Genomic DNA, 19,771 nt, shown 5'->3' with positions numbered 1-19,771 from the left:
TGCGACCCAGTCATCACGGGTTTTCTGGCGTTCGGTCTTGTCGCATTGCTGTATCTCGTGACCAAAGAATTATTGGTCGAGGCTCGCGAAATGCCAGACACAACCCTGTGTCGCGGCAATTTTCTATGTCGGTTTTGTGCTGCTGTTGCTGTTTGAGGAAATAATCGAATGACCGAAATGCAGAGCCAACAACGCAAAACGCTATGGATCGTACTCCTGCTCAATGTTGCCATATCACTTGGCTTCTTTGCGACTGGCGCACTCGGTGATTCCAGTGCGCTGATCGCGAACGGGCTCGATAACACATCCGACAGCATGGTCTACGCAATCAGCCTGTTTGCCATGACCCGATCCGACAAATGGCAGCGCATCGCGGCAAATGTATCGGGAACGGTGCTTCTTCTGTTTGCAATCGGCATCGTGATCGACGCTGTACGACGCTACTACGCAGGCTCCGAGCCGCTGGGACCTCTGATGATTACAATGGCATTGATTGCGGCTGTGGTGAATCTCGTCTGCGTCTGGCTTCTTGCAAGGATCAAGGACCCGGACGTGAACATCCGGGCGGCGAATACCTTCAGCATCAATGATTTTGCTTCGAACGGTGGCATCCTTGTGGCGGGCGGACTGGTCTGGTGGCTTGGAACAAGCTGGCCCGATCTGGCGGTCGGAATTGCAGTTGCGGGCATAGCGGTATGGGGAGGGATCAACATTTTGCGGGATGCACACCGCGAACATCATCTGGCTGTTCACGATGGCCCTGACGCGCGATCCTGAAGGGGAAACGGATGCCACACAATCACGACCATGCCCATCTGGACCCTGACGCCGGCGACCGACGCGTCGGCATCGCTATCTGGGCGAATGGCATCCTGACTGTGGCCCAGATTGCCGGCGGAATCTTTGCTGGCAGCCTCGCACTCATCGCCGATGCGCTGCACAACTTTTCCGACATGGCGTCGCTGGTGATCGCCTTTGGAGCGCGCAAGATTGCCCGCCGCCCGGCCGACGCACGGATGACATTCGGTTACGGCCGGATTGAGATCGTGGCAGCCCTGATAAACTACACGACGCTGATCGTGATCGGACTTTACCTGATTTATGAAGGCGGGATGCGGATGATCGACCCGCCCGAGGTCAAGGGCTGGTGGGTGGTCTGGCTGGGTGGAGTTGCGCTGGTCGTGGATACCGCGACCGCGCTGTTGACCTATTCGATGCAGAAGGGCAGCGTGAATATCAGGGCCTTGTTCATTCACAACTTGTCCGACGCACTGGCTTCGGTCGCGGTAATCGTCGGCGGTGTGCTGATCCTGCTGTATGATATTCGATGGGTCGATCCGGCAATCACAATCCTAATTGCGGTCTATATCCTTTACCTTGCCTTTACCGAGATCGGCGGCACGATCCGCACCCTGATGCTGGGCAGTCCGCCGGACATCGACACCGACGAGGTTCTGGACGCGGTTGCGGAAATCGATGGCGTCGTCGGCGTGCATCACGCGCATTTCTGGCAGATGGAGGAACACGCTGCCGCGCTGGATACCCATGTCGTGATCGACGTCGCCCGCTGGGGTGACCTGGAAGAGATAAAGCGCACGATAAAGTCGGAGCTGAAGGATGTCTTCGGAATCAACCATTCGACACTGGAATTCGAAAGATCCGATCTGGCGCATGAAGATGCCAAGCGCTACGGTCACGGGTGATGACTGATGGGTGCGTGCGACGCAGTCGGGTCGCTACAACTGCAGAACGGTGATCGCGGTTGCCATGACGATACTGAACAGCGCCAAACTGCCCAGAGCCAGACTTTGCCCCATTCGCCGGTTCGGACCAGCAACCTTAATTCGCAACTCTGCCGCTGTTTCGGGGAATTCGAGCGCGGCGCTGTTGGACCCGGTCCATTCATAGCGCCGTGCGAAGCGTCTCTCTTCGGCGGCATTCCAGCCGCGAAACGTCGCGATGATCGCTATTATGATCATCATGCTGGAGGGTACCCAGATAATGTAGCCGCCGCCAGTTTCGTCGACCAGCGGCAAGATGCCAAAAAGCCGCCCCTCGATATCGTAGGCAGTGTAGAGCACAACTTCCTTCAGTGTCGTAAGGGCGCCCAGAAGAATGTTTGAAACAATCGTTGCAAATAACAGAAAAATCCGAAGTCCGTGGCCATGACTGGCCTTGGTGTCACGTCGGGAAAAGATCATGGCAAAGAAAAGAAATCCCGCGATCAACATGGTGATGTGCATCGCATAGTGGATCGCCGAATTCGTCAAAGCGGCGTTGTGAACTGAAGGTATCTGCCAGACATAAAGCGATAGTATGAACAGCCAGAACGCGGCCCAAGGCCGGGTGAGTGTCGAAAAAACGGTCGATAGTCTCCGGTTCGTCAAAACCGGTGCAATTAGCCGCTTTCGAACCTGTCGTGGCAGACCTGCGATCAGTACTGCTTCGGGATAGGACAACACGATCAGCATCGGCCCGACCATGCGCAAAAGTATGTGCTGGATCTGGTGCGCCAGGAACATGCGTTCCGCCATCGCATCAATCGGGGATTGCAGCGCCAGAAACAGAGTCAGGGTCCCGGCAATGAACATCAGATGTCGCAGCGGGCGTTGCGGTCCAGAGCTGGTTCGCCGCCGCACCGCGCCGCGCAGATAGATCACAAGCGCAAAGACGATGAGACCGCTTACCTCGGGAGTGAAATTCCAGGCCGACCAGACAGTTTCCTCGGTCAGGCCCTCTCCGCCATGAGCCATTGTTCGTGGTGCAGACATCAGGAAGGCAAGTGCCGAATATGACGCGACCAATCCGACTTTGACTGAAACGTTTCGTATGTTCATGCGGCGCTGGCTATCTGGACGATCCGTCGAATTCCAGACCGCGAACCGCGGGAGGAGCACTTTGTCGCAGCACGGGGACTGCCTTGCTTCGTCGAGGATTCAAGCTGACTTCCACATGCGGCGCAATGTCACCGCAAGGTGATGTGACAGCTATTGACCTTATCCCCAGGACAGGGTCGTAAATGGTGCCATGATCAAAGCCCTGATTATAGCCTTCGTGGCAGCTCTATCATTCGGAACTTCCGTGTCGGTCGCGGATGTTACCGATGCTGTTCCGACGCTTGGTGCCGCTTCGGTAACGGAGATGGCGGCAATTTCCTCGATAGTTGGTGATACGGACTGCCCGGATTGCATGGACCAGACCGAACGTGACGTTCTTGCCTGCGAAGGCGGATGCCCTGTGCCTTGCGCTTTTTCTATCGGGTCTGCGGTCATGCCCGCGGCAGCGGCAGTGAACTGGTCATTGCGGGTTTCGCTGGCGCCCAGTTTTGCGGATGCAAGCTTTCTGGCGGGTGTGGGTCCGCCGCCCGATCTCTCGCCTCCGCGATGGGTGGCCTGAACGGCGTGATCCCAGTTCGGGACTGCAGCCGACGCTGATTTTTCCACACCGGATTATCAGATCAAGGCAACTGCATGACATTCCCACCGACTTTATTCCGACTCTTGAAGACTGCGCCCGAAGGCGTCGTTTCTATCGGTATCCGCCCTTGGGAACTCAGTGTCAGCGGTGCCGATTTCATATCCTGACATCTATCATCCTAGGACTTCGAACATGAAAACGATCAACTCATTTACGCGCAGAACACTGCTTGCCGGGGCGGCGACGGTGATTGCCGGATTTGCCGCCGCGCCCGGATACGCACAGACGTCCCTTTCACCATCTGTCACCGCCGAAAAGGTGACGCTCTACAAGGATCCGTATTGCGGATGTTGCCAGGGCTATGCTGAATTCCTCACGGCAAACGGTTTCGAGGTCGAGGTCATCCCGACCGACGATCTGGAGCAGATAACTGCCGATGCCGAGATCCCGGCTGACTTTGCCGGCTGCCACATCTTCAACATCGGCGATTATGCCTTCAGCGGTCATATTCCGCTGGCGACCCTGACCAAGTTCCTGACCGAACGTCCGGAGATGATCGGGCTGACCGTGCCGGGCATGCCGATGGGGTCGCCGGGCATGGGTGGCGAGAAGATGGAGCCACTGAAGGTCTATGCGGTCGAAGCAGGGCAAACACCGACGGTTTACGCCGTCGAGTGAACGACGTCTCCGGTCCGGCGGATGGGAGCCGCCGGACCGGAGAAATACATATGAAAGGATGATGAGTATGATGTTTGAACTGTGCGGCGGCGGCATGATGGCAGTGGCGGGACTGGTCTGGCTTCTCGTGATCGTTGTGTTGGTATTGGCCGCAATGGCATTGCTGAAATATCTCAGATCGGACAATGGCACATGACGCCTGACGGGGAAAACAGTACGACTGTCGACAATTCTGAGGCGATGGCAGCCAAACCGCGCCGAGGTTTTGCGCTGATGATTGCGCCGCTGATCGCCTTCGCGCTGATGGGTCTGTTTGGCTGGGGTCTGTTCTTTAGCAGCAGGGATCTGCCGTCCCCGCTGATCGACAAGCCAGTGCCCGAATTTGCACTGGCGCCGGTTCAGGGTCAGACCGACGGTCTGGCAACCGCTGACCTGCGGGGGCAGGTGTCGCTGGTGAATTTCTTCGCTTCATGGTGCGTGCCCTGCCGGGCGGAACACCCGCTGTTCATGGAACTCGCTCAGAGCGGCGAGGTGAAGCTTTACGGGATCAACTACAAGGACCTGCCCGACGAGGCCGAAGCCTGGCTCGAAGAACTCGGCAATCCTTATACTCGGGTCGGCGCCGACCTGAACGGACGGGTAGCGATCGACTGGGGGGTCTACGGGATTCCCGAAACCTTTGTCGTCGCGGCGGATGGTACCATTGCCTACAAAGTGATCGGGCAGCTGACGCGACCGATCCTTGAAAATCAGGTGATGCCGGTCGTGCGGCGTCTGAATGCGGAAAATTCAGGGAGTATGACGCAATGAAACAGACAATTCTGGCGTTCGCGGCGTGGTTGTTTTCCGCGATGGCCGCAGCCGCCGTTCCACAGGGTTTCGCTATCCATGACACTCCGCAAATTGTGCCCAATGTCCGCTTCGTTACCAGGGACGGAAGCCGCATGGATCTGGAGGATTTCCAGGGTCGGGTCGTTCTTCTGAATATATGGGCGACCTGGTGCGTTCCCTGCCGCGAGGAGATGCCGACGCTTGATGCACTTCAGGCAGAGCTTGGCGGGCCGGGATTCGAGGTTCTGGCGCTGTCGATCGACCGGGCAGGCGCAGGCGTGGTTCAGCGGTTCTATGATGAGATCGGTATCAGCAAACTGAAAATGTATGTCGATACCACCATGCTGTCGGCAACGGCGCTGCGCGCTTTCGGGTTACCTACAACGCTGCTGATCGACCGGAATGGTCGTGAAATCGGTCGGCTGGTCGGTCCGGCAGAATGGGACGACCCGGAGATGATCGCCTTTCTGAGGCAATACGTGAAGTAACTTCCCGTGATCCAGCTTTGCATCTGAATATTATAACGCTCTGCAACGAAAGAGAAAAATGTCAGACACATCCACTACATCCACTACATCCACAACACTGCCCGAAACTCGCGCGTCGCTATCCGCGCTGACGGTTTGGTTCACGCGGCGGCGACTTTTGATACTGGGCGCGATGATGCTGATCGGCGGCGGCATGGCGCTTAATTGGGGTTGGCTGGCGGCTGTCGGGGCGGCCCCCCTGATCCTTGCACTGGCACCCTGCGCGGTAATGTGCGGGCTTGGACTTTGCATGAAAGGTGGAGCGGGAAAGACCTGTGCCAAAGATGATGGCACGAGAAGTTAAGACCTGGCGACCGGAAATATTAATGACGACGACCCAAGGAGAACGGCCATGAAATTGGCGCAGATGAACCAGATGATGACCGCGATGAATAACGGCACGATGCCGATGGATGAAAGCGGCACCATGCCGGTTTAGCCCGAAAACAAGGGCTAAGGCATGCACGTCCCGCTTCCATAAGAGGGCGCGGATGGTGCCGACAGGAGAGATCGGATGACTGTTGTAAACAGACGCGCGGCACTGACCGGGATGCTGGCTCTGGCCGCAACGCCGCTCCGCGCCCACTCGGTGCAGGAACTCGAACAGGAGTTCGGCAGCAAAGAGCCTTATTTTCAGGCGCTCGACAAGGATGCGCCCGACTTTTTGCTGAGCGATGCCGATGGCACGCTGTTCAGGTTAGCAGACTTTGCGGGCAAGGTTGTCATCTTGCATTTCGTCTATACCCAATGTCCCGATGCCTGCCCGCTTCACACAGAAAAGCTGGCCGATGTGCAGGCTCGGATCAATCAGACGCAGATGAAAGACCGCGTGCAATTTGTCTCGATCACCTCCGACCCTGAGAATGATACGCCTGTAGTGCTGCGGGACTACGGAGCGATCCATGGAATGGATCCGGCGAACTGGGCCTTTCTGACCATCGCACCCGGTCAGCCCCCGGAAACAACTCGCGATCTGGCGCAGGACTTCGGCCACAAGTTTGCAGTCGCGCAGGACGGAACACAGACCCACGGCGTCGTGACCCACGTGATCGACAAGACGGGACGCTGGCGCGGGAATTTCTACGGACTCGAATTCGATTCAGTCAACATGGTGTTATTTGTCAACGCTTTGGTCAACGATTATGGCAAGCCGCATAATGCCAGTCCGCGCGGGCTCTGGGTTCGGGCTGTGGACATGTTTAGATGAACGGGAAGGGTGCTTTGGGTGATTCAAACCGATATCCGTATATTCAAGACTGTTTGTCGATCTTGACCCTTGCCCGGCCAGAGGGGCATCGCTGATGCCGGATATCTCGGGCATCGGCATTCTTGCCGCGTTTCTGGCCGGCGCGATCTCGTTCCTCTCGCCCTGCGTTTTACCGCTGGTGCCTGGCTATGTGTCCTACATCGCAGGTCAGCCGAACCTGATGCGCAAGCGCCGCGTCGGAATTCGCGCGCGCCTTGGAGCACTGGGGCTAAGCACTTGCTTCATTCTGGGCTTTTCATCGGTATTTGTGGCGATGGGTGCCGGGGCCAGCATGTTGGGATCGCTGCTTTTGTCCTGGCGGACCGAGCTGAACCTGATCGGCGGGGCCATCATAGTATTGTTCGGTCTCGTGATGATGGGACTATTCCGGCTTGATATCATGACCCGAGACAGCCGGTTCAACCTTGATATACCGGGCGGACGTCCGCTGGGGGCTTATGCGCTTGGCCTGGCCTTCGCCTTTGGCTGGACCCCCTGCATCGGCCCGGTCCTGGGTGCGATCCTGACGCTCAGTGCCAGTTCTGCCAACCTCAGCAGCGGCATCTGGCTGTTGTCGATCTATTCGCTCGGACTGGCAGTTCCGTTTCTGCTCGCAGCGCTCTTTACCGACGCGATTGCCGCGCGAACCCGACGCATCGGACGATCAGGCCGCATTCTCTACAAAGGGGCGGGCGGTGTCATGGTGCTGATGGGCATCGCGGTGATGACCGGGCAGCTGTCGCGCTTGTCCTACTGGATGCTGGGCACCTTTCCATTTTTGGCAACGATCGGATGAGAACTTGCCCGTTCTTGGTATGGTGAAGCTTATGGCGGGCCATACTTCCTTGGTGCATCAGTCCAGTGTAAGCGATTGTAGTTGAATCAGTGGGCCTGAAACTTAACATTCGTACCGAACCACTCTATGAAGGCACCGCAGATGTCCGACCGTCGATTGGTATAGTGACGTCTTTCGAAATGCGCTCGTTGTTTGTTGTCATCTGCACCTTCGTGGCCTCGACTAACATTTTGTCAGTGACGCATCTGTGGACAGCGGCGTTCTGGCGCGGCAGCGTGAAAATCAGGAGGATTGCAGGATGGAGTACAGGTATCTTGGACGGAGCGGCTTAAAGGTTTCGGCCCTCACCATGGGCACATTCACCTTCGGTGGACGTGGCGATTTCGGCATGACTGGCGCGCAAGACGTGGCCGATGCTTCGCGTCTGGTCGACACCTGTCTCGACCGGGGCGTTAACCTGATCGATACGGCCAATATGTATTCCATCGGTCTCTCAGAAGAAATTGTCGGCGCTGTGATGAAGGATCGCGATCCGGATGTATTGATCTGTTCCAAAGCGCGGATGCGGATCGGAGATGGGCCCAACGATGAAGGGCTTAGCCGTTGGCATCTGATCCGCGAATGCGAACGCTCGCTGAAGCGGCTGGGGCGCGATCACATCGATATCTACCTGATGCACGAATGGGACGGTCAGACCCCGATGGAGGAGGTCATGGCCGCGTTGGATATCCTCGTGAAGCACGGCAAGGTCCGGTATTTCGGCTGTTCCAACTGGTCTGCCTGGCAGGTGATGAAGGGGCTCATGGCCAGCGGCGCAGGCGGGCTTGAACGGTTCACAGCGCAGGAGATTCACTACACTCTGGAGGCGCGGGAGGCGGAGTACGAGCTGCTGCCACTTTCGGTCGATCAGGGCCTTGGTGTGATGATCTGGTCGCCGCTGGTTGCCGGATTGCTGACCGGCAAACATACCCGCGAAGGGTTCGCCGAGGATTCGCGTCAGGCGCAGGGCTGGTCGGAGCCGCCGATCCGAGACTGGGACCGGTTGTGGAATATCGTGGATGCGCTGCGCGAAGTGGCAGCAGACCGTTCCGTCGCTCAGGTGGCGTTGGCCTGGTTGTTGCAGCGACCTGCGGTGGCGACTCTGGTCGTGGGCGGGCGGACCGAGGCGCAGTTTTCCGAGACGCTCGGCGCGGTTGATCTGACGCTGACACCCGAGGAAATCCAGCGTCTGGATGCAGTGTCGCGCCCGCCGCTGATTTATCCGCACTGGCATCAACACCAGTTCGCCAAGCCGCGTTTCTCTGAGGCGGACTGGGCGCTTCACAAAGGGCAAAAGGTAGACGGGCTAGAGGGTTACAAGCCATAGTTGAAGTTCGTGAAAAGCTGGCCGGTCCTAACGTCCGGTCAGCGCTTTCACGATCTTCGTCATGGCGAGCATGCCCGGATCGTCCATGCCTACTGATTTCTCGCCGAAGATGCGTGCCCGACCGACAGTGGCGGGTTTGCTCCGAAAGGCGACCTGCGCGTCCTCGGCGGCCTGCACCGCCGTCGCGGCGGGGTCGTCCGTGCGTGTCAGCGCCCGCGCCATTGCATCCAGCGAATCCAGCACCGTCTTGCCGCGTAATTCCGCTTTGCCACGCGCCATCATCTTGGTCACCGCCGCGTCCAGCAGCGCGGGAAGCTCGTCAGGGTCGATGCCCTCGCGCCCCTTGGCCTCTTTCGCCGCCGCCATCAGTCCGGTCGCCAGTAATGTGCCATAGGACGACGCCGACACCTTGGTGAACGCCTGCGCGCAGGCCATCAGGGCCATGCCGAAATCCTCCGGCAAATCCTCTGCCTTTTCCGCCACGGCCCGCGACCCACGCCGCATCGTCACCCCCAGGTCGCCGTCACCCAACGCGCCGTCTGCGGCGTTGAGCGCATCGGCCTCCGCCTCCATCGCATCCCGCAGGCGCAGGGACGCGGCACGAAGGTCGGCGACGGTAATCATTTGACGATCCAGAAGGCACAGTCGCAGGGTGCCTTGAGATACCCCTCCAATTCCGCGTCCAGCTTGCAGAGGGTGAAAGACACGCCCGTCATCTCCATCGACGTCGCATAGCGTCCGACCAGCGGCATTACGACCTCGGCACCCGCCGCTTTCAGCCGGGCGTGGACATTGCGGTAGAGGATATACAGCTCCTCATGCGGTGTCGCGCCCAGCGAGTTCACGAGGACCGACACGCGGTCGCCACCACCGATCTCGATATCGGCCAGCAGGCGGTCCAACATCTCTTCGGCAATGGCATCGGCGGGGCGCAGCGTGTCGCGCCAGACGCCCGGCTCGCCGTGGATACCCATGCCCATCTCCATCTCGTCCTCGCCGATCTCGAAGGTGGGTTTACCTGCCTGCGGCACGGTGCAGGAGGACAGCGCCGCCCCGACCGACCGGCAGGCATCGGCGGTCTTCTGTGCGACGCGTGTGACCCCGGCCAGATCCAGACCGGCCTCGGCGGCGGCCCCAGCGATCTTGAATGCATAGACCATGCCTGCCACGCCGCGCCGCTTCTCGGCCTCCTCGGGCGGGGCGGAGGCGACGTCGTCGGCCAAGAGGACGGTGGTGGTCTCGATATCCTCTATCTCGACCAGATCGCCGGCCATGTCGAAATTCATCACATCGCCGCCGTAGTTTCCATACAGCCGCAGCACCCCCGCGCCCCGGTCGGCGACACGGATGGCGTCGGCCATCTGTTCGGACGTGGGCGAGGCGAAAACGTCGCCGATGGCGCAGGCATCCAGCAAACCCGCGCCGACATAGCCGGTGAAGACCGGCAGGTGACCCGATCCGCCGCCCGACACGATGCCGACCTTGCCGTCCCGGCCTGGCGTGGTGCGGGCGACGGCGCGTCCCTCTTCGCCCACAAGACGATAGGTCTCGGGGTGCGCAGCGCAAAGGCCGGCGAGAGTTTCGTCGACGTAGGCCTCGGGATCGTTGAGGATCTTTTTCATGATTTCCTCCGGAAGGTGAGAAGGTTGATAAGCATCACGCCGATCAGCAAAACGCCCCAGATCATTTCGCGCGCGAAGTTGGTGACTTGCAGCAGGTTCAGGCCCGAAGACAGGAATTGCATCGACAGAACGGCGAGGACAACGCCGACAATCCGACCGTATCCGCCATAAGGATTCACCCCGCCTAGCACCGCGATGAGGACGGCCAGCAGCAGATAGCTGCTGCCGTAATCGGCCTTGGCCGAATTGGCGCGCGACATGACGATTAGTCCCGCGATGGCCGACAGCACGCCACACAGGGCATAGACCTTGAGCAGGACGCGGCCCGTGTCCATCGCGGCGTAGCGCGCGGCAAGGGGGTTTGCACCGAACATGCGGGTCTTGAGCCCGAAGGCAGTGCGTTTCAGAACCCAGCCCAGGGCGATGGCAAGAGCGGAGAAAATGACCAGCGGCACCGGGATATCAAGCAGCGTGCCGTTGCCGACCCAGGCCACGGCGGGCGGCAGGCCCATCACCGCGCTGCCCCCGGTCATGGCGATGGCAAGTCCTGTGTAAATCAGGCCTGTGCCCAGAGTCGCAAGGATCGGCGGCAGCCCGAAGGTCGCCACGAGGATACCGTTGAACAGACCCGTCACCAGACCCACGGCCAGCGACAAGGCTATGGCCGCCAGCAGGATGCCGGTGCCTGTGCCGCCATCCGCTACCGTGCCTGCGAACTGGCTCATGAACAAGGCCGCGACCACGGCGGAGAGGTTGGCGGCGCCGACGACGGACAAGTCGATCCCCCCGGTCAGCATGGCGACCGCGACGGCCAGCGCCAGGATCGCGAATTCGGGGAATTGGAAGGCCATGGATGTCAGGTTGGCGGGCGACAGGAACCTCTCGGGTGCCAGGATCGACATGGTGATGAAAACGACCAGAGTTATGATCGCCAACCGACCTTCGGTCGACTGCAGGATGCGGCCCATCATGTTTCCCGCGCCTCCGCACGTTTCGCCTGCCACGCGGGCAGGCCGGTGCCGACAATGATCAGGACGCCGATCGCGACCGATTGCCAGGTCGAGGGAATGCCGATCACGATCAGCGAATTGCGCACAAGCACGATCAGCGCAACGCCCAGCAACGTACCGGTCAGCGTGCCGACACCCCCGGTCAGACGCGCGCCACCCAGCACGACGGCGGCGATCACGCTAAGTTCCAGACCGACCAGGTCGAACGGATTCGAGATGCGGGCCATCGATGCGTGGATGATGCCTGCAAGGCCTGCCAACGCACCGACGAAGACATAGATGAAAAACTGCGTCCGGCGCACGTTTATGCCGATCCGTCGCGCGCTTTCGGGCGCGCCCCCAATGGCATAGATCGCACGGCCCAACATGGTGCGGTTCAGGATGAACCAAGTCGCAGCCACGATGATGACCAGCGCCGCGAAGGCCCATGGCAGCGAATAGAACGAGCCGTCCGAATTGGTACCGCGAACCATCATCCAGCGACTGAAATCACGCATCCCCGGCGGAAGGTTCGAGATTTGCAGCGTGCCGACAAAAGTCAGCAGGGACCCACGGAACACCGACAGCGTGCCCAGTGTAACGATCAGCGTCGGCAAACCGCAGAATGCGATAAGCACGCCGTTGATCGACCCCAGAACGGCACCGATCATCGTGGCAATCGCAAACGCCAGCGGCCAGGGCAGGTCGGGGGCAAGGTCGCGCAACAGGACCGTCGTGGCATACATCGCGAAGGCGGCGACGGCGGTGAAGCTGACGTCGATGCCGCCTGATACCAGCACAACCATCGCGCCTACGGCAAAGATGCCAAGCACGATCGAATTGCGCATCAGGTCGGTCAGTGTCGGGATCGACAGGAAGTTCGGGTCGCTGATGGCCGCCAGCGCACAGAACGCGACGATAACGACGAAGACGAGGGTTTCGTTGCGGGCCCAGTCGATGGATTTCATCCTGTTTCGCCTGTGTTGTGTTGCGCCTGTGGTCAAGTCTGTCTGTACCGTCATGACGCGAGCCTGTGGCTCAGTTCGGACTCGGTGACGCCTGCACCGCCCGAAACTTCTTCGGTGATGATGCCGTCCTTCATCACTAGAATGCGGTGACAGGTGGCCAGCAACTCGGGCAGGTCGTCGGAGATGACGATGACGCCCAGACCTTTGGCGGCCAGATCGGCCATGATGCCGTGGATTTCCGCCTTGGACCCGACGTCGACGCCGACGCTGGGACCGTTCAGGATCAGGACGCGCGGCTTGCGGGCCATCCAGCGGGCCAGCACCACGCGCTGTTGATTTCCGCCAGACAAGGAGCGGACCGGGGCGGTCGGGTCGGGGGCCTTGACCGACAGGCGTTTCAGCCAGACTGTGGCCTCCTCCCAAAGGTTTTTCAGGTTGAGCACACCGCTGTGCGAATGGGCGTCGAAACGACCGACGGCGATGTTGTGGGCGATGCTCTGTTCCAGAAACAGGCCTTCAGTCAGGCGGTCTTCAGGGACGTAGCCGATGCCTGCCGCCGCCGCCGCGATGGGATCGCCCAGCGGAATGGCCGCGCCGTTCAATGTCACTTGGCCCCGGTCGGGTCGGGCCAGTCCGAACAGCGCCTTGGCCAGCGTCGTGCGCCCCGAACCCAGCAGGCCCGCCACCCCCAGAACCTCGCCTGCGCGCAAAGATAACGAAACGTCTTCGAAGGCCCCGGCGCGGCACAGCCCATCGACGCGGAGCAATGGTGGTGCAGCGGCATCCAGAGGGGTCGGCGGGCCGGAAGCCACGTCTCGCCCGGTCATCGCCCGCGTCAGCGAGGCGGAGTCGAAGTCGGCAGCGGGTCCTTCGGCGACCTTGGCCCCGTTGCGCAAGACGACGACAGTCTCGCAAACCTCCAGCACTTCGGCCAGCTTGTGGGACACGAAAAGGACGGCCACGCCATCGGCCTTGAGCCTGCGTATAAGGTCCAGCAGGCGCGCGACCTCGCGTTCGGTCAGGGCGGTCGTCGGCTCGTCCATGATGATGAGGCGCGCATCAGCGGCAAGCGCACGGCAGATCGCGACCAGTTGCTTGTGCGCGACGGGCAGGCGTTCGACGCGGGCGTCGAGGTCTAGGTCCACGCCGACGCGCGCCAGCACTTCAGCGGCGCGGGCGCGGGCGCGGGCTCGACGCACCATAAGCGTGCCGGTTGCCCGTTCGGCGGTCATCGAGATGTTCTCGGCGACGGACAGGTTCGGGAACAGGCTGAAATCCTGAAAAATGACCTGGACCCCGGCGGAGGTCGCGGTCGTCGGGGTCAGCCGGGTCTGGGGCACGCCGTCGAACAGGACACGACCCGCCGAGGGTTGTTCCACCCCCACCAGCACCTTGATGAGCGTCGATTTGCCCGATCCGTTCTCACCGGCAAGGCACACGGCCTCTCCGGCGTGGATGTTCAGGTCGACGCCGTCCAGCGCGGTGATCGCGGCGTAGCGTTTCGTAACCGACTCCAGCGTCACGAGCGGCATCGTCTCTGGGTTCTTGGCCATGGTACGTCCCTGTTGTGGACGCGCCCCCACGATTTGGGGGGCGCGCCAAGGAGAGGATCGGGACGATCAGAAGTCGTATTCGCCCATATTGGACGCATCGACGTCGACGAAGGCCTTGCCGGTTATGACCTTGCCTTCCAGCGTCACGGCCTCGTAGCCTTCAAGCCCGAGGTCCATGCCGTCGGTGATCTCTTCGCCGTTCATCACCATCATCGCGACCTTGTTCATCGCGATGCCCGCAATCTTGGGATCCCAGAAGCCGATGCCGTCGACGGCTCCCGTCTCCATGTACTGACCCGCGATGGACGGCAGTGACGTGCCGAAGACGCAGGTCGCGTCCTCCATCCCGCGCTCCTCGATGGCGAGGCCGATACCGGCCACGTCGGTCGAGGCAGATCCTTGCAAGCCCTTGATGTTCGGGAAGGCCCGCAGCACTTCCTGGGCCTTGGCATAGGCCTGCTGCTGATCGTCGGCGGTCTCGTTCTTATCGCCGACGAGAGTCATGTTTGGATAGGCTTCCTGCTGTCGGGCGATCGCGCCGTCGACCCACTGATTGTGGGTCTGGCTGCCCAGCGAACCGACAAATACGGCATATTCGCCCTCCTCCTCCATGCAGGCGGCCATGCGATCCATCAGGTTGGCGCCGAAGTCCTCGTTCTTGAAGGCCTCGATGTCATACAGGGTGTTTTCCTGGCTCGCCGCCTCGTGGGTGATGACGGTGATGCCAGCGTCCATCGCACGGCCCAGCACAGGCTCGATCGCTTCTGGCGACATAGGCACGACCAGAAGGGCATCGACACCCTGCGCGATCATGTCCTCGATCAGCGCGACCTGCTGCTGCGGGTCGGCCTGGGCCGGACCTACCAGATAGGCGTTATTGCCGGTCTCGGCGGCGTACTCATCCACGCCCAGACGCATGCGGTTGAACCAGGCGATGCCATCGATCTTGACGACGGTGGCCATCTGCTTGCTATGGGCGTCCGCCAGAACGGGTGTGGCCAGCATCGTTGTCGCCATCAACGCAGCGGCGGTGGTGATCAGGTGTTTCATTGTCTTCCTCCCAGAAGTTATCCCGGTCTCAACCGGGGTTATGCCTACGCACGGTAAACAGCGGAGCAGCTCGATCAAGCAGTTTCCGCAGGGTCATGCCGGGGCGCGATGAGCGCTGCGGCAAGATCGGGCCGAACAAGATGGGGCAGGTGCCCCGCGTTCGGGATGAGGTGGATGCGCGTCTCGGCCGGCAGATGGGCTACATCGCGCCAGTCAAGGATCCGATCGGCGGTTCCGAAGACGACCGTGACGGGGCAGGGCGCGGCTGCAATGTCGGCCGTGGCGTCGATCTGTTGCCTGCCATCCCGCGCGACCGCTTCGGCCAGCCGGGACCGTACGGCGAGGCCCGCGAGATGCTGGGGCAGTTGCTGTGCAATGGCTGCGTCGGAGATCGGTCCGCCGTCCAGAAGGGCCAGCACTGTCTTCAATGCCTCTGCGGAACTGGCTTGTGCCATACCTGTCAGAAAGTCTGCCGAGATCGCAGCCCCTAGACCGGCAGGTGCGAAAAGTGTCAGGGACCGCGCACGCGCACCGATCCGGGTGGCAAGGCGCGCGGCAAGGGCGGCCCCGAGCGAATGGCCGACGAGGTGCAGAGGACCAATGGGGAGGCGGTCGGCCAGCAGGGCCGCTGCCTGATCAAATGTGTCGGCAGACGTGGTGTCGGTACCGTGGCCAGGCAGGTCAAGCGTGATACAGGCGAGGCCGCGTCGCGCCAGGCGCTGCGGCAAGCCGCGCCAGCCGGTCGAATTGTCGAACAGGCCGTGGATCAGGACAACGGTTCCGTCATCATCGCCCCCGACGTCATCGGCGGTAATGCGCCCGCGCCGCCCGCTGCCGGACATACCTGAAAGCGACACCCCGCGTCTGCGTGCCTCGGCCCGCGCGGCGGGAGAAGCGGCGATGCGGCCGCTGGCGTCTCGTGGTGCGGACGGCGGCGTCGGTGCAGGTTTCGTCGGGGCCGGCATATCGGCGGTCGGAATCGGTGCCGTAGGCTCGGGACCGGCGACCGAAACATCACCTTCCTGCTCGACCTCGGCGATGGGTGCGTCGAGTTCAACCATGTCGCCGGGGGCCACAAGCTGTTTCAGCAGAGTGCCTGCGGCCAGCGCGGGCACTTCGACGACGGTCTTGTCGGTTTCCACCTCCAGCAGGACGTCCCCGCGTGCATAGACTGCGCCGATGACGACGAGCCATTCGGTGACCTTCGCCTCCTCCATCGTCTCGCCCAGACGGGGCAGGGTGAGGATTACGCGGCCCATGACGGTGCCTCCCGCGCGACAAGCCAGCGCGCGACGTCTTCGATCAGACGCGCGTCGGGGATCGAGGCGCGTTCCAGGGCGGGCGAGACGGGGATGGGAATATCCTCGCCGCCCAAACGCAGGGGCGGCTCTTCCAACCAGTCGAAACACTGTTCGCTGACACGCGCCGCGATCTCGGATGCGACGGAGCATGTGGTCACGGCTTCGGTCACGATCAGGCAGCGTCCGGTACGGCGCACGCTGTCCATCAAGGGGCCGTCGTCCAGCGGGTTGAGGCAGCGAAGATCGACGACTTCGGTCTCGATTTCGGGGGCAAGGGCCTCGGCGGCAGTCAGCGTTTCCTGCAACATGCGCGAATAGCTGGCGATGGTCAGGTCGCCGCCCCGGCGGCGGATCGCAGGTTGGCCCCATGGCGCATCAGGCACATCCCCGATCTCGCCCTTCATCGTATACAGCCCCTTGTGCTCGATGAAGACCACCGGGTCCGGCTGTCGCATGGCGTCGCGCAAAAGGTGATAGGCATCCGACACCGTGCCGGGCATGCACAGGCGCAATCCGGGGGTGTGCATCATCCAGGCCTCCAGCGACTGGGAGTGCTGGGCCGCCGCCGACCGGCCGGTGCCGCCCTGGGTGCGCAGAACCATCGGTACGCCGATCTGACCGCCGAACATATAGCGCGACTTGGCCGCCTGATTGGCGAGCTGGTCCATGACCATACCCGCGAAATCCACGTACATGATCTCGGCCACGGGGCGCAGCCCGGTCATCGCTGCGCCAATGGCAGCCCCGACGATTGCAGGCTCGGAAATGGGCGTGTCGATCACGCGGTTGGCCCCGAACCGGTCGAGCATACCCTTGGTCACACCGTAAGCCCCGCCGTAAAGCCCGACCTCCTCGCCCATCAGAATAACTGTCTCGTCGGCATCCATCGCATCCAGCAGGGCCTGAAGCAGGGCGTCGCGATATGTGGTCTGGGTCATGCTCGTTCCTCCAGAACATCGGCGAGGCGGGCGCGCTGCGGACGCGGCGCGGGGGTGGACGGGTCGTAGACGTCCTGGAACATCGTGTCCGATGCCGGAGGGGTGGCGGCGATGGCGGTCTTCATGGCGGTATCCATCTCAGCCTCCGCCTCGGCGTCGATGGTGTCGAGCAAGGTGTCGTCGGCCAGAGACGTGCGGGCAGTGGCAAGCGGGTCGCGGGCGCGGCCCTCCTCCTCCTCCTCCGGGGTGCGATAGGGTGATTTGTCCATGCGTGCATGACCGTGGAAGCGGTAGGCGTCGATCTCCATGAAGCCGGGCTGTCCGTCGCGGGCCCCCTCGACGATGGCCTGCGCCGCGTCATGCACCGCCTCGACGTCCGATCCGTCGGCGCGGGCGGCCCGCAGTCCGAACGCCTCGGCCCGTGCGGGGAAATCCTGTCGTCCGGCAGAGCGGTCGACCCGCGTTCCCATGCCGTACTGGTTGTTGATGCAGCAGAACACGACCGGAAGCTTCCAGAGCGCGGCCATGTTCATCGCCTCGTACAGAATACCCTGACCCATGCCACCGTCGCCGAAGAAAGCCACTGATACGACCCGCGTGCCGGTGTTGCGCGCTGTGATCCCGGCTCCCACCACATGCGGGATGCCGCCACCGACGATGGCGTTCGCGCCCAGATGACCCAGACCTCGATCTGCGATATGCATGGAGCCACCCTTGCCACGACAATACCCGGCCTCGCGTCCAGCGATTTCGGCCAGCATCCGCATCGGATCGGCCCCGCGCGCCAGAAATATGCCGTGGCCGCGGTGGTGGGTGGTGAACGTATCGCCTTCGGCCATGTGGTCAGTCAGGCCGACGACGGCCTCCTCTCCGATGGACAGATGCAGCATGGATCCTGCGGATTCGCCTTTGAGGAACAATTCCCCCACCCGCTCCTCGAAGGTTCGGATCCGGCGCATCGTACGATAGCGGGCGAGGGGAGCGTCGTTTGCAAAGGTCATTCACGAAGTTTCTTCAATGCGCCAAAGGCGGCTTGGTAGCGGTCAAAGATGGGGGCGTAGGCAGCATGTGCGTCCATGTCTGGCACGATTACGCGCGACGTGCGGACCATGGCGGCGCAACCCGCGTCGATGTCGGGATAAGCACCGGCGCCGACGGCGGCGAGGATAGCGGCACCCAGACAAGGTGCCTCGGGCTGTTCGGTGACCTCCAGCGGCAAGCCCAGCGTATCGGCGTGGGTTTGCAGCCAGAAGGGCGCGTTAACGGCCCCGCCTGCAACCACGATGCGCCGCGCCTCGAATGCGCCGCCGAAGGCACTGATGATGGAGCGGGTGCCAAAGCAGATGCCTTCGATCAGCGCGCGATAGACATGTGCGGAGGTGTGCTTGAGCGTCAAGCCGGTGACGGCCCCGCGGGCCAGCGCGTCGGTATGAGGTGTCCGGTTGCCTTGGAAATGGTCCACTGCCAGCAAGCCCTCGGCCCCGGGCGGCAGGGCGGCGGCGGCGGCGTTCAGATCCTCGTAGGCGGTATCGGGAGCGAAATTGCGCTTGTACCAGGCGATGACTGAACCGGTAGAGGTCTGGCCGCCCTCGATGATGTGGCGCCTGGGATAAACGCAATCCGCATAGGTGCCCCAGACGCCTCCCGCGTGGGTTTCTCGCATCGCGACGCCCAGTTGCAGGTGCGACGACCCGGTGATCAGCGCCAGATCGCCAGGCTGTGTCACGCCCAGGCCGATCATGCCGATGAAAGCATCGGCCCCGCCTTGCACGACCTGACAGGTCTGGGGCAGGCCCAGATGGACGGCGGCCTCGCGGGTGAGGGGGCCGATCACTTCGCCCGGAGCGGCAAATTCAGCGGGCCAACGGTCGCGCAGATCTGACAGGTCGATCTGCGCAAGCAGGGCGTCGGGCCAGCCGCCATGGCGCGTCTGATAATGCCATCGCATCGTCATGTTGTTGAGCGAGGCGACCCATCGCCCCGTCATACGCAGTGTCAGAAAGTCTTGATATTCGCCCACCTTCGCGGCACGCGCCCAGACATCGGGCTGGTGCTGTTTGATCCAGAGCGCCTTGGGCAGCATCCATTCCGGACTGACCGGCCCGGCACCGCCGCCGTTTATACGCAGGGCGGGATCGCCGGTGGCCAGAACGTCTGCTGCCTGCCGATGGCCGCGGACGTCCATCCACAAAAGACAAGGGCGGACAGGGGTTCCAGCCACATCAAGCGCCACGACGGTGCAGCTTGTCGTGTCGCAAGCCAGCGCCGCGATGTCCGCCGGGTCCACACCCGAAGACACGATGGCACCCCGTGTGGCAATCCCGGCGGCGGCCCACCATGCCTCGGGGTCCTGCTCGGCATGGCCGGGGGCGGGAAAATCGGTCGCATAGGGCGCGGCATGATCGCCGAGTGATCGTCCGGAGAGATCGAACACTCGCGCCCGAAGGCTTTCGGTGCCACCATCGATGCCGAGGACGTACGTGGTCATG

Annotated in this window: 21 protein-coding genes; 10 read left to right on the top strand and 11 right to left on the bottom strand. The window is 61.9% G+C overall.

Annotation, left to right across the window (positions count from 1 at the left end):
• The first annotated feature begins 168 nt into the window (after positions 1-168).
• Both BMY38_RS08655 and BMY38_RS08650 read left to right on the top strand, forming a co-directional pair.
• The gene (locus tag BMY38_RS08655; RefSeq protein ID WP_092761867.1) at positions 169-777 is read left to right on the top strand and encodes a cation diffusion facilitator family transporter; all 609 of its coding nucleotides are present in this window, start codon (positions 169-171) and stop codon (positions 775-777) included.
• A gap of 11 nt (positions 778-788) precedes the next feature.
• Entirely contained in the window at positions 789-1,703 is a 915-nt protein-coding gene (locus BMY38_RS08650; protein ID WP_092761865.1) for a cation diffusion facilitator family transporter, read from the top strand.
• A gap of 33 nt (positions 1,704-1,736) precedes the next feature.
• Here the strand turns inward: BMY38_RS08650 and BMY38_RS08645 are convergent, their stop codons facing one another.
• The gene (locus BMY38_RS08645; protein WP_175495815.1) at positions 1,737-2,753 is read right to left on the bottom strand and encodes a cytochrome c oxidase assembly protein; all 1,017 of its coding nucleotides are present in this window, start codon (positions 2,751-2,753) and stop codon (positions 1,737-1,739) included.
• Positions 2,754-3,609: 856 nt separating this feature from the next.
• Here BMY38_RS08645 and BMY38_RS08635 point away from each other — a divergent pair.
• The 8 genes from BMY38_RS08635 to BMY38_RS08605 all read left to right on the top strand — a co-directional run bounded on the left by BMY38_RS08635 (position 3,610) and on the right by BMY38_RS08605 (position 8,861).
• Positions 3,610-4,095, top strand: a complete 486-nt coding sequence (locus BMY38_RS08635; RefSeq protein WP_092761859.1) for a DUF411 domain-containing protein — start codon at positions 3,610-3,612, stop codon at positions 4,093-4,095.
• Between the two features lie 67 nt (positions 4,096-4,162).
• Positions 4,163-4,291 carry a hypothetical protein gene (locus BMY38_RS18555; RefSeq protein ID WP_281243212.1) on the top strand — a complete coding sequence of 43 codons (129 nt, stop codon included), beginning with the start codon at positions 4,163-4,165 and terminating at the stop codon, positions 4,289-4,291.
• Positions 4,292-4,368: 77 nt separating this feature from the next.
• On the top strand, positions 4,369-4,905 hold the full coding sequence (locus tag BMY38_RS08630; protein WP_092762035.1) for a DsbE family thiol:disulfide interchange protein: 537 nt from the start codon (positions 4,369-4,371) through the stop codon (positions 4,903-4,905).
• Positions 4,902-5,414 carry a TlpA family protein disulfide reductase gene (locus BMY38_RS08625; RefSeq protein ID WP_092761857.1) on the top strand — a complete coding sequence of 171 codons (513 nt, stop codon included), beginning with the start codon at positions 4,902-4,904 and terminating at the stop codon, positions 5,412-5,414. The genes BMY38_RS08630 and BMY38_RS08625 overlap by 4 nt, the downstream gene beginning before the upstream one ends.
• Positions 5,415-5,472: 58 nt before the next feature.
• Positions 5,473-5,757 carry a hypothetical protein gene (locus BMY38_RS08620; RefSeq protein WP_092761856.1) on the top strand — a complete coding sequence of 95 codons (285 nt, stop codon included), beginning with the start codon at positions 5,473-5,475 and terminating at the stop codon, positions 5,755-5,757.
• A 246-nt stretch (positions 5,758-6,003) separates the two neighbouring features.
• Complete coding sequence (locus BMY38_RS08615; RefSeq protein ID WP_217638794.1) at positions 6,004-6,660, top strand: SCO family protein; 657 nt, start codon at positions 6,004-6,006, stop codon at positions 6,658-6,660.
• Positions 6,661-6,754: 94 nt separating this feature from the next.
• The gene (locus tag BMY38_RS08610; protein ID WP_092761853.1) at positions 6,755-7,495 is read left to right on the top strand and encodes a cytochrome c biogenesis CcdA family protein; all 741 of its coding nucleotides are present in this window, start codon (positions 6,755-6,757) and stop codon (positions 7,493-7,495) included.
• A gap of 298 nt (positions 7,496-7,793) precedes the next feature.
• Positions 7,794-8,861: an aldo/keto reductase gene (locus BMY38_RS08605; RefSeq protein WP_092761851.1), complete on the top strand. Its 1,068-nt coding sequence runs from the start codon at positions 7,794-7,796 to the stop codon at positions 8,859-8,861.
• A 27-nt stretch (positions 8,862-8,888) separates the two neighbouring features.
• On the opposite strand, the gene BMY38_RS08600 is transcribed toward BMY38_RS08605, so the two are convergent.
• The 10 genes from BMY38_RS08600 to BMY38_RS08555 all read right to left on the bottom strand — a co-directional run bounded on the left by BMY38_RS08600 (position 8,889) and on the right by BMY38_RS08555 (position 19,770).
• Positions 8,889-9,485 carry a dihydroxyacetone kinase subunit L gene (locus tag BMY38_RS08600; protein WP_092761850.1) on the bottom strand — a complete coding sequence of 199 codons (597 nt, stop codon included), beginning with the start codon at positions 9,483-9,485 and terminating at the stop codon, positions 8,889-8,891.
• Complete coding sequence (locus BMY38_RS08595; protein ID WP_092761848.1) at positions 9,482-10,483, bottom strand: dihydroxyacetone kinase subunit DhaK; 1,002 nt, start codon at positions 10,481-10,483, stop codon at positions 9,482-9,484. Before BMY38_RS08595 ends, BMY38_RS08600 begins: the two co-directional genes overlap by 4 nt.
• Positions 10,480-11,454, bottom strand: a complete 975-nt coding sequence (locus tag BMY38_RS08590) for an ABC transporter permease (protein WP_092761846.1) — start codon at positions 11,452-11,454, stop codon at positions 10,480-10,482. The genes BMY38_RS08595 and BMY38_RS08590 overlap by 4 nt, the downstream gene beginning before the upstream one ends.
• A complete protein-coding gene (locus BMY38_RS08585; RefSeq protein WP_092761844.1) occupies positions 11,451-12,440 on the bottom strand; it encodes an ABC transporter permease in 990 nt (329 codons plus the stop codon). The genes BMY38_RS08590 and BMY38_RS08585 overlap by 4 nt, the downstream gene beginning before the upstream one ends.
• A 50-nt stretch (positions 12,441-12,490) precedes the next feature.
• Positions 12,491-13,993 carry a sugar ABC transporter ATP-binding protein gene (locus tag BMY38_RS08580; protein WP_092761842.1) on the bottom strand — a complete coding sequence of 501 codons (1,503 nt, stop codon included), beginning with the start codon at positions 13,991-13,993 and terminating at the stop codon, positions 12,491-12,493.
• 66 nt (positions 13,994-14,059) lie between these two features.
• Positions 14,060-15,043 (bottom strand): autoinducer 2 ABC transporter substrate-binding protein, encoded by a 984-nt coding sequence (locus BMY38_RS08575; RefSeq protein ID WP_092761840.1) that lies wholly within the window; start codon positions 15,041-15,043, stop codon positions 14,060-14,062.
• 74 nt (positions 15,044-15,117) lie between these two features.
• Entirely contained in the window at positions 15,118-16,302 is a 1,185-nt protein-coding gene (locus BMY38_RS08570; protein ID WP_092761838.1) for an alpha/beta fold hydrolase, read from the bottom strand.
• Positions 16,290-17,282 (bottom strand): alpha-ketoacid dehydrogenase subunit beta, encoded by a 993-nt coding sequence (locus BMY38_RS08565; protein ID WP_092761836.1) that lies wholly within the window; start codon positions 17,280-17,282, stop codon positions 16,290-16,292. The genes BMY38_RS08570 and BMY38_RS08565 overlap by 13 nt, the downstream gene beginning before the upstream one ends.
• Positions 17,279-18,283 carry a thiamine pyrophosphate-dependent dehydrogenase E1 component subunit alpha gene (locus BMY38_RS08560; RefSeq protein ID WP_092761834.1) on the bottom strand — a complete coding sequence of 335 codons (1,005 nt, stop codon included), beginning with the start codon at positions 18,281-18,283 and terminating at the stop codon, positions 17,279-17,281. The genes BMY38_RS08565 and BMY38_RS08560 overlap by 4 nt, the downstream gene beginning before the upstream one ends.
• On the bottom strand, positions 18,280-19,770 hold the full coding sequence (locus BMY38_RS08555) for an FGGY-family carbohydrate kinase (RefSeq protein ID WP_092761832.1): 1,491 nt from the start codon (positions 19,768-19,770) through the stop codon (positions 18,280-18,282). The genes BMY38_RS08560 and BMY38_RS08555 overlap by 4 nt, the downstream gene beginning before the upstream one ends.
• Position 19,771 lies beyond the last annotated feature (1 nt).

The sequence above is a fragment of the Jannaschia helgolandensis genome (assembly GCF_900109285.1).
GTDB classification, from domain to species: Bacteria; Pseudomonadota; Alphaproteobacteria; order Rhodobacterales; family Rhodobacteraceae; genus Jannaschia; species Jannaschia helgolandensis.
Note: the sequence above shows the minus strand (reverse complement) of the source record. Positions and strands in the feature narration are given on the sequence as shown.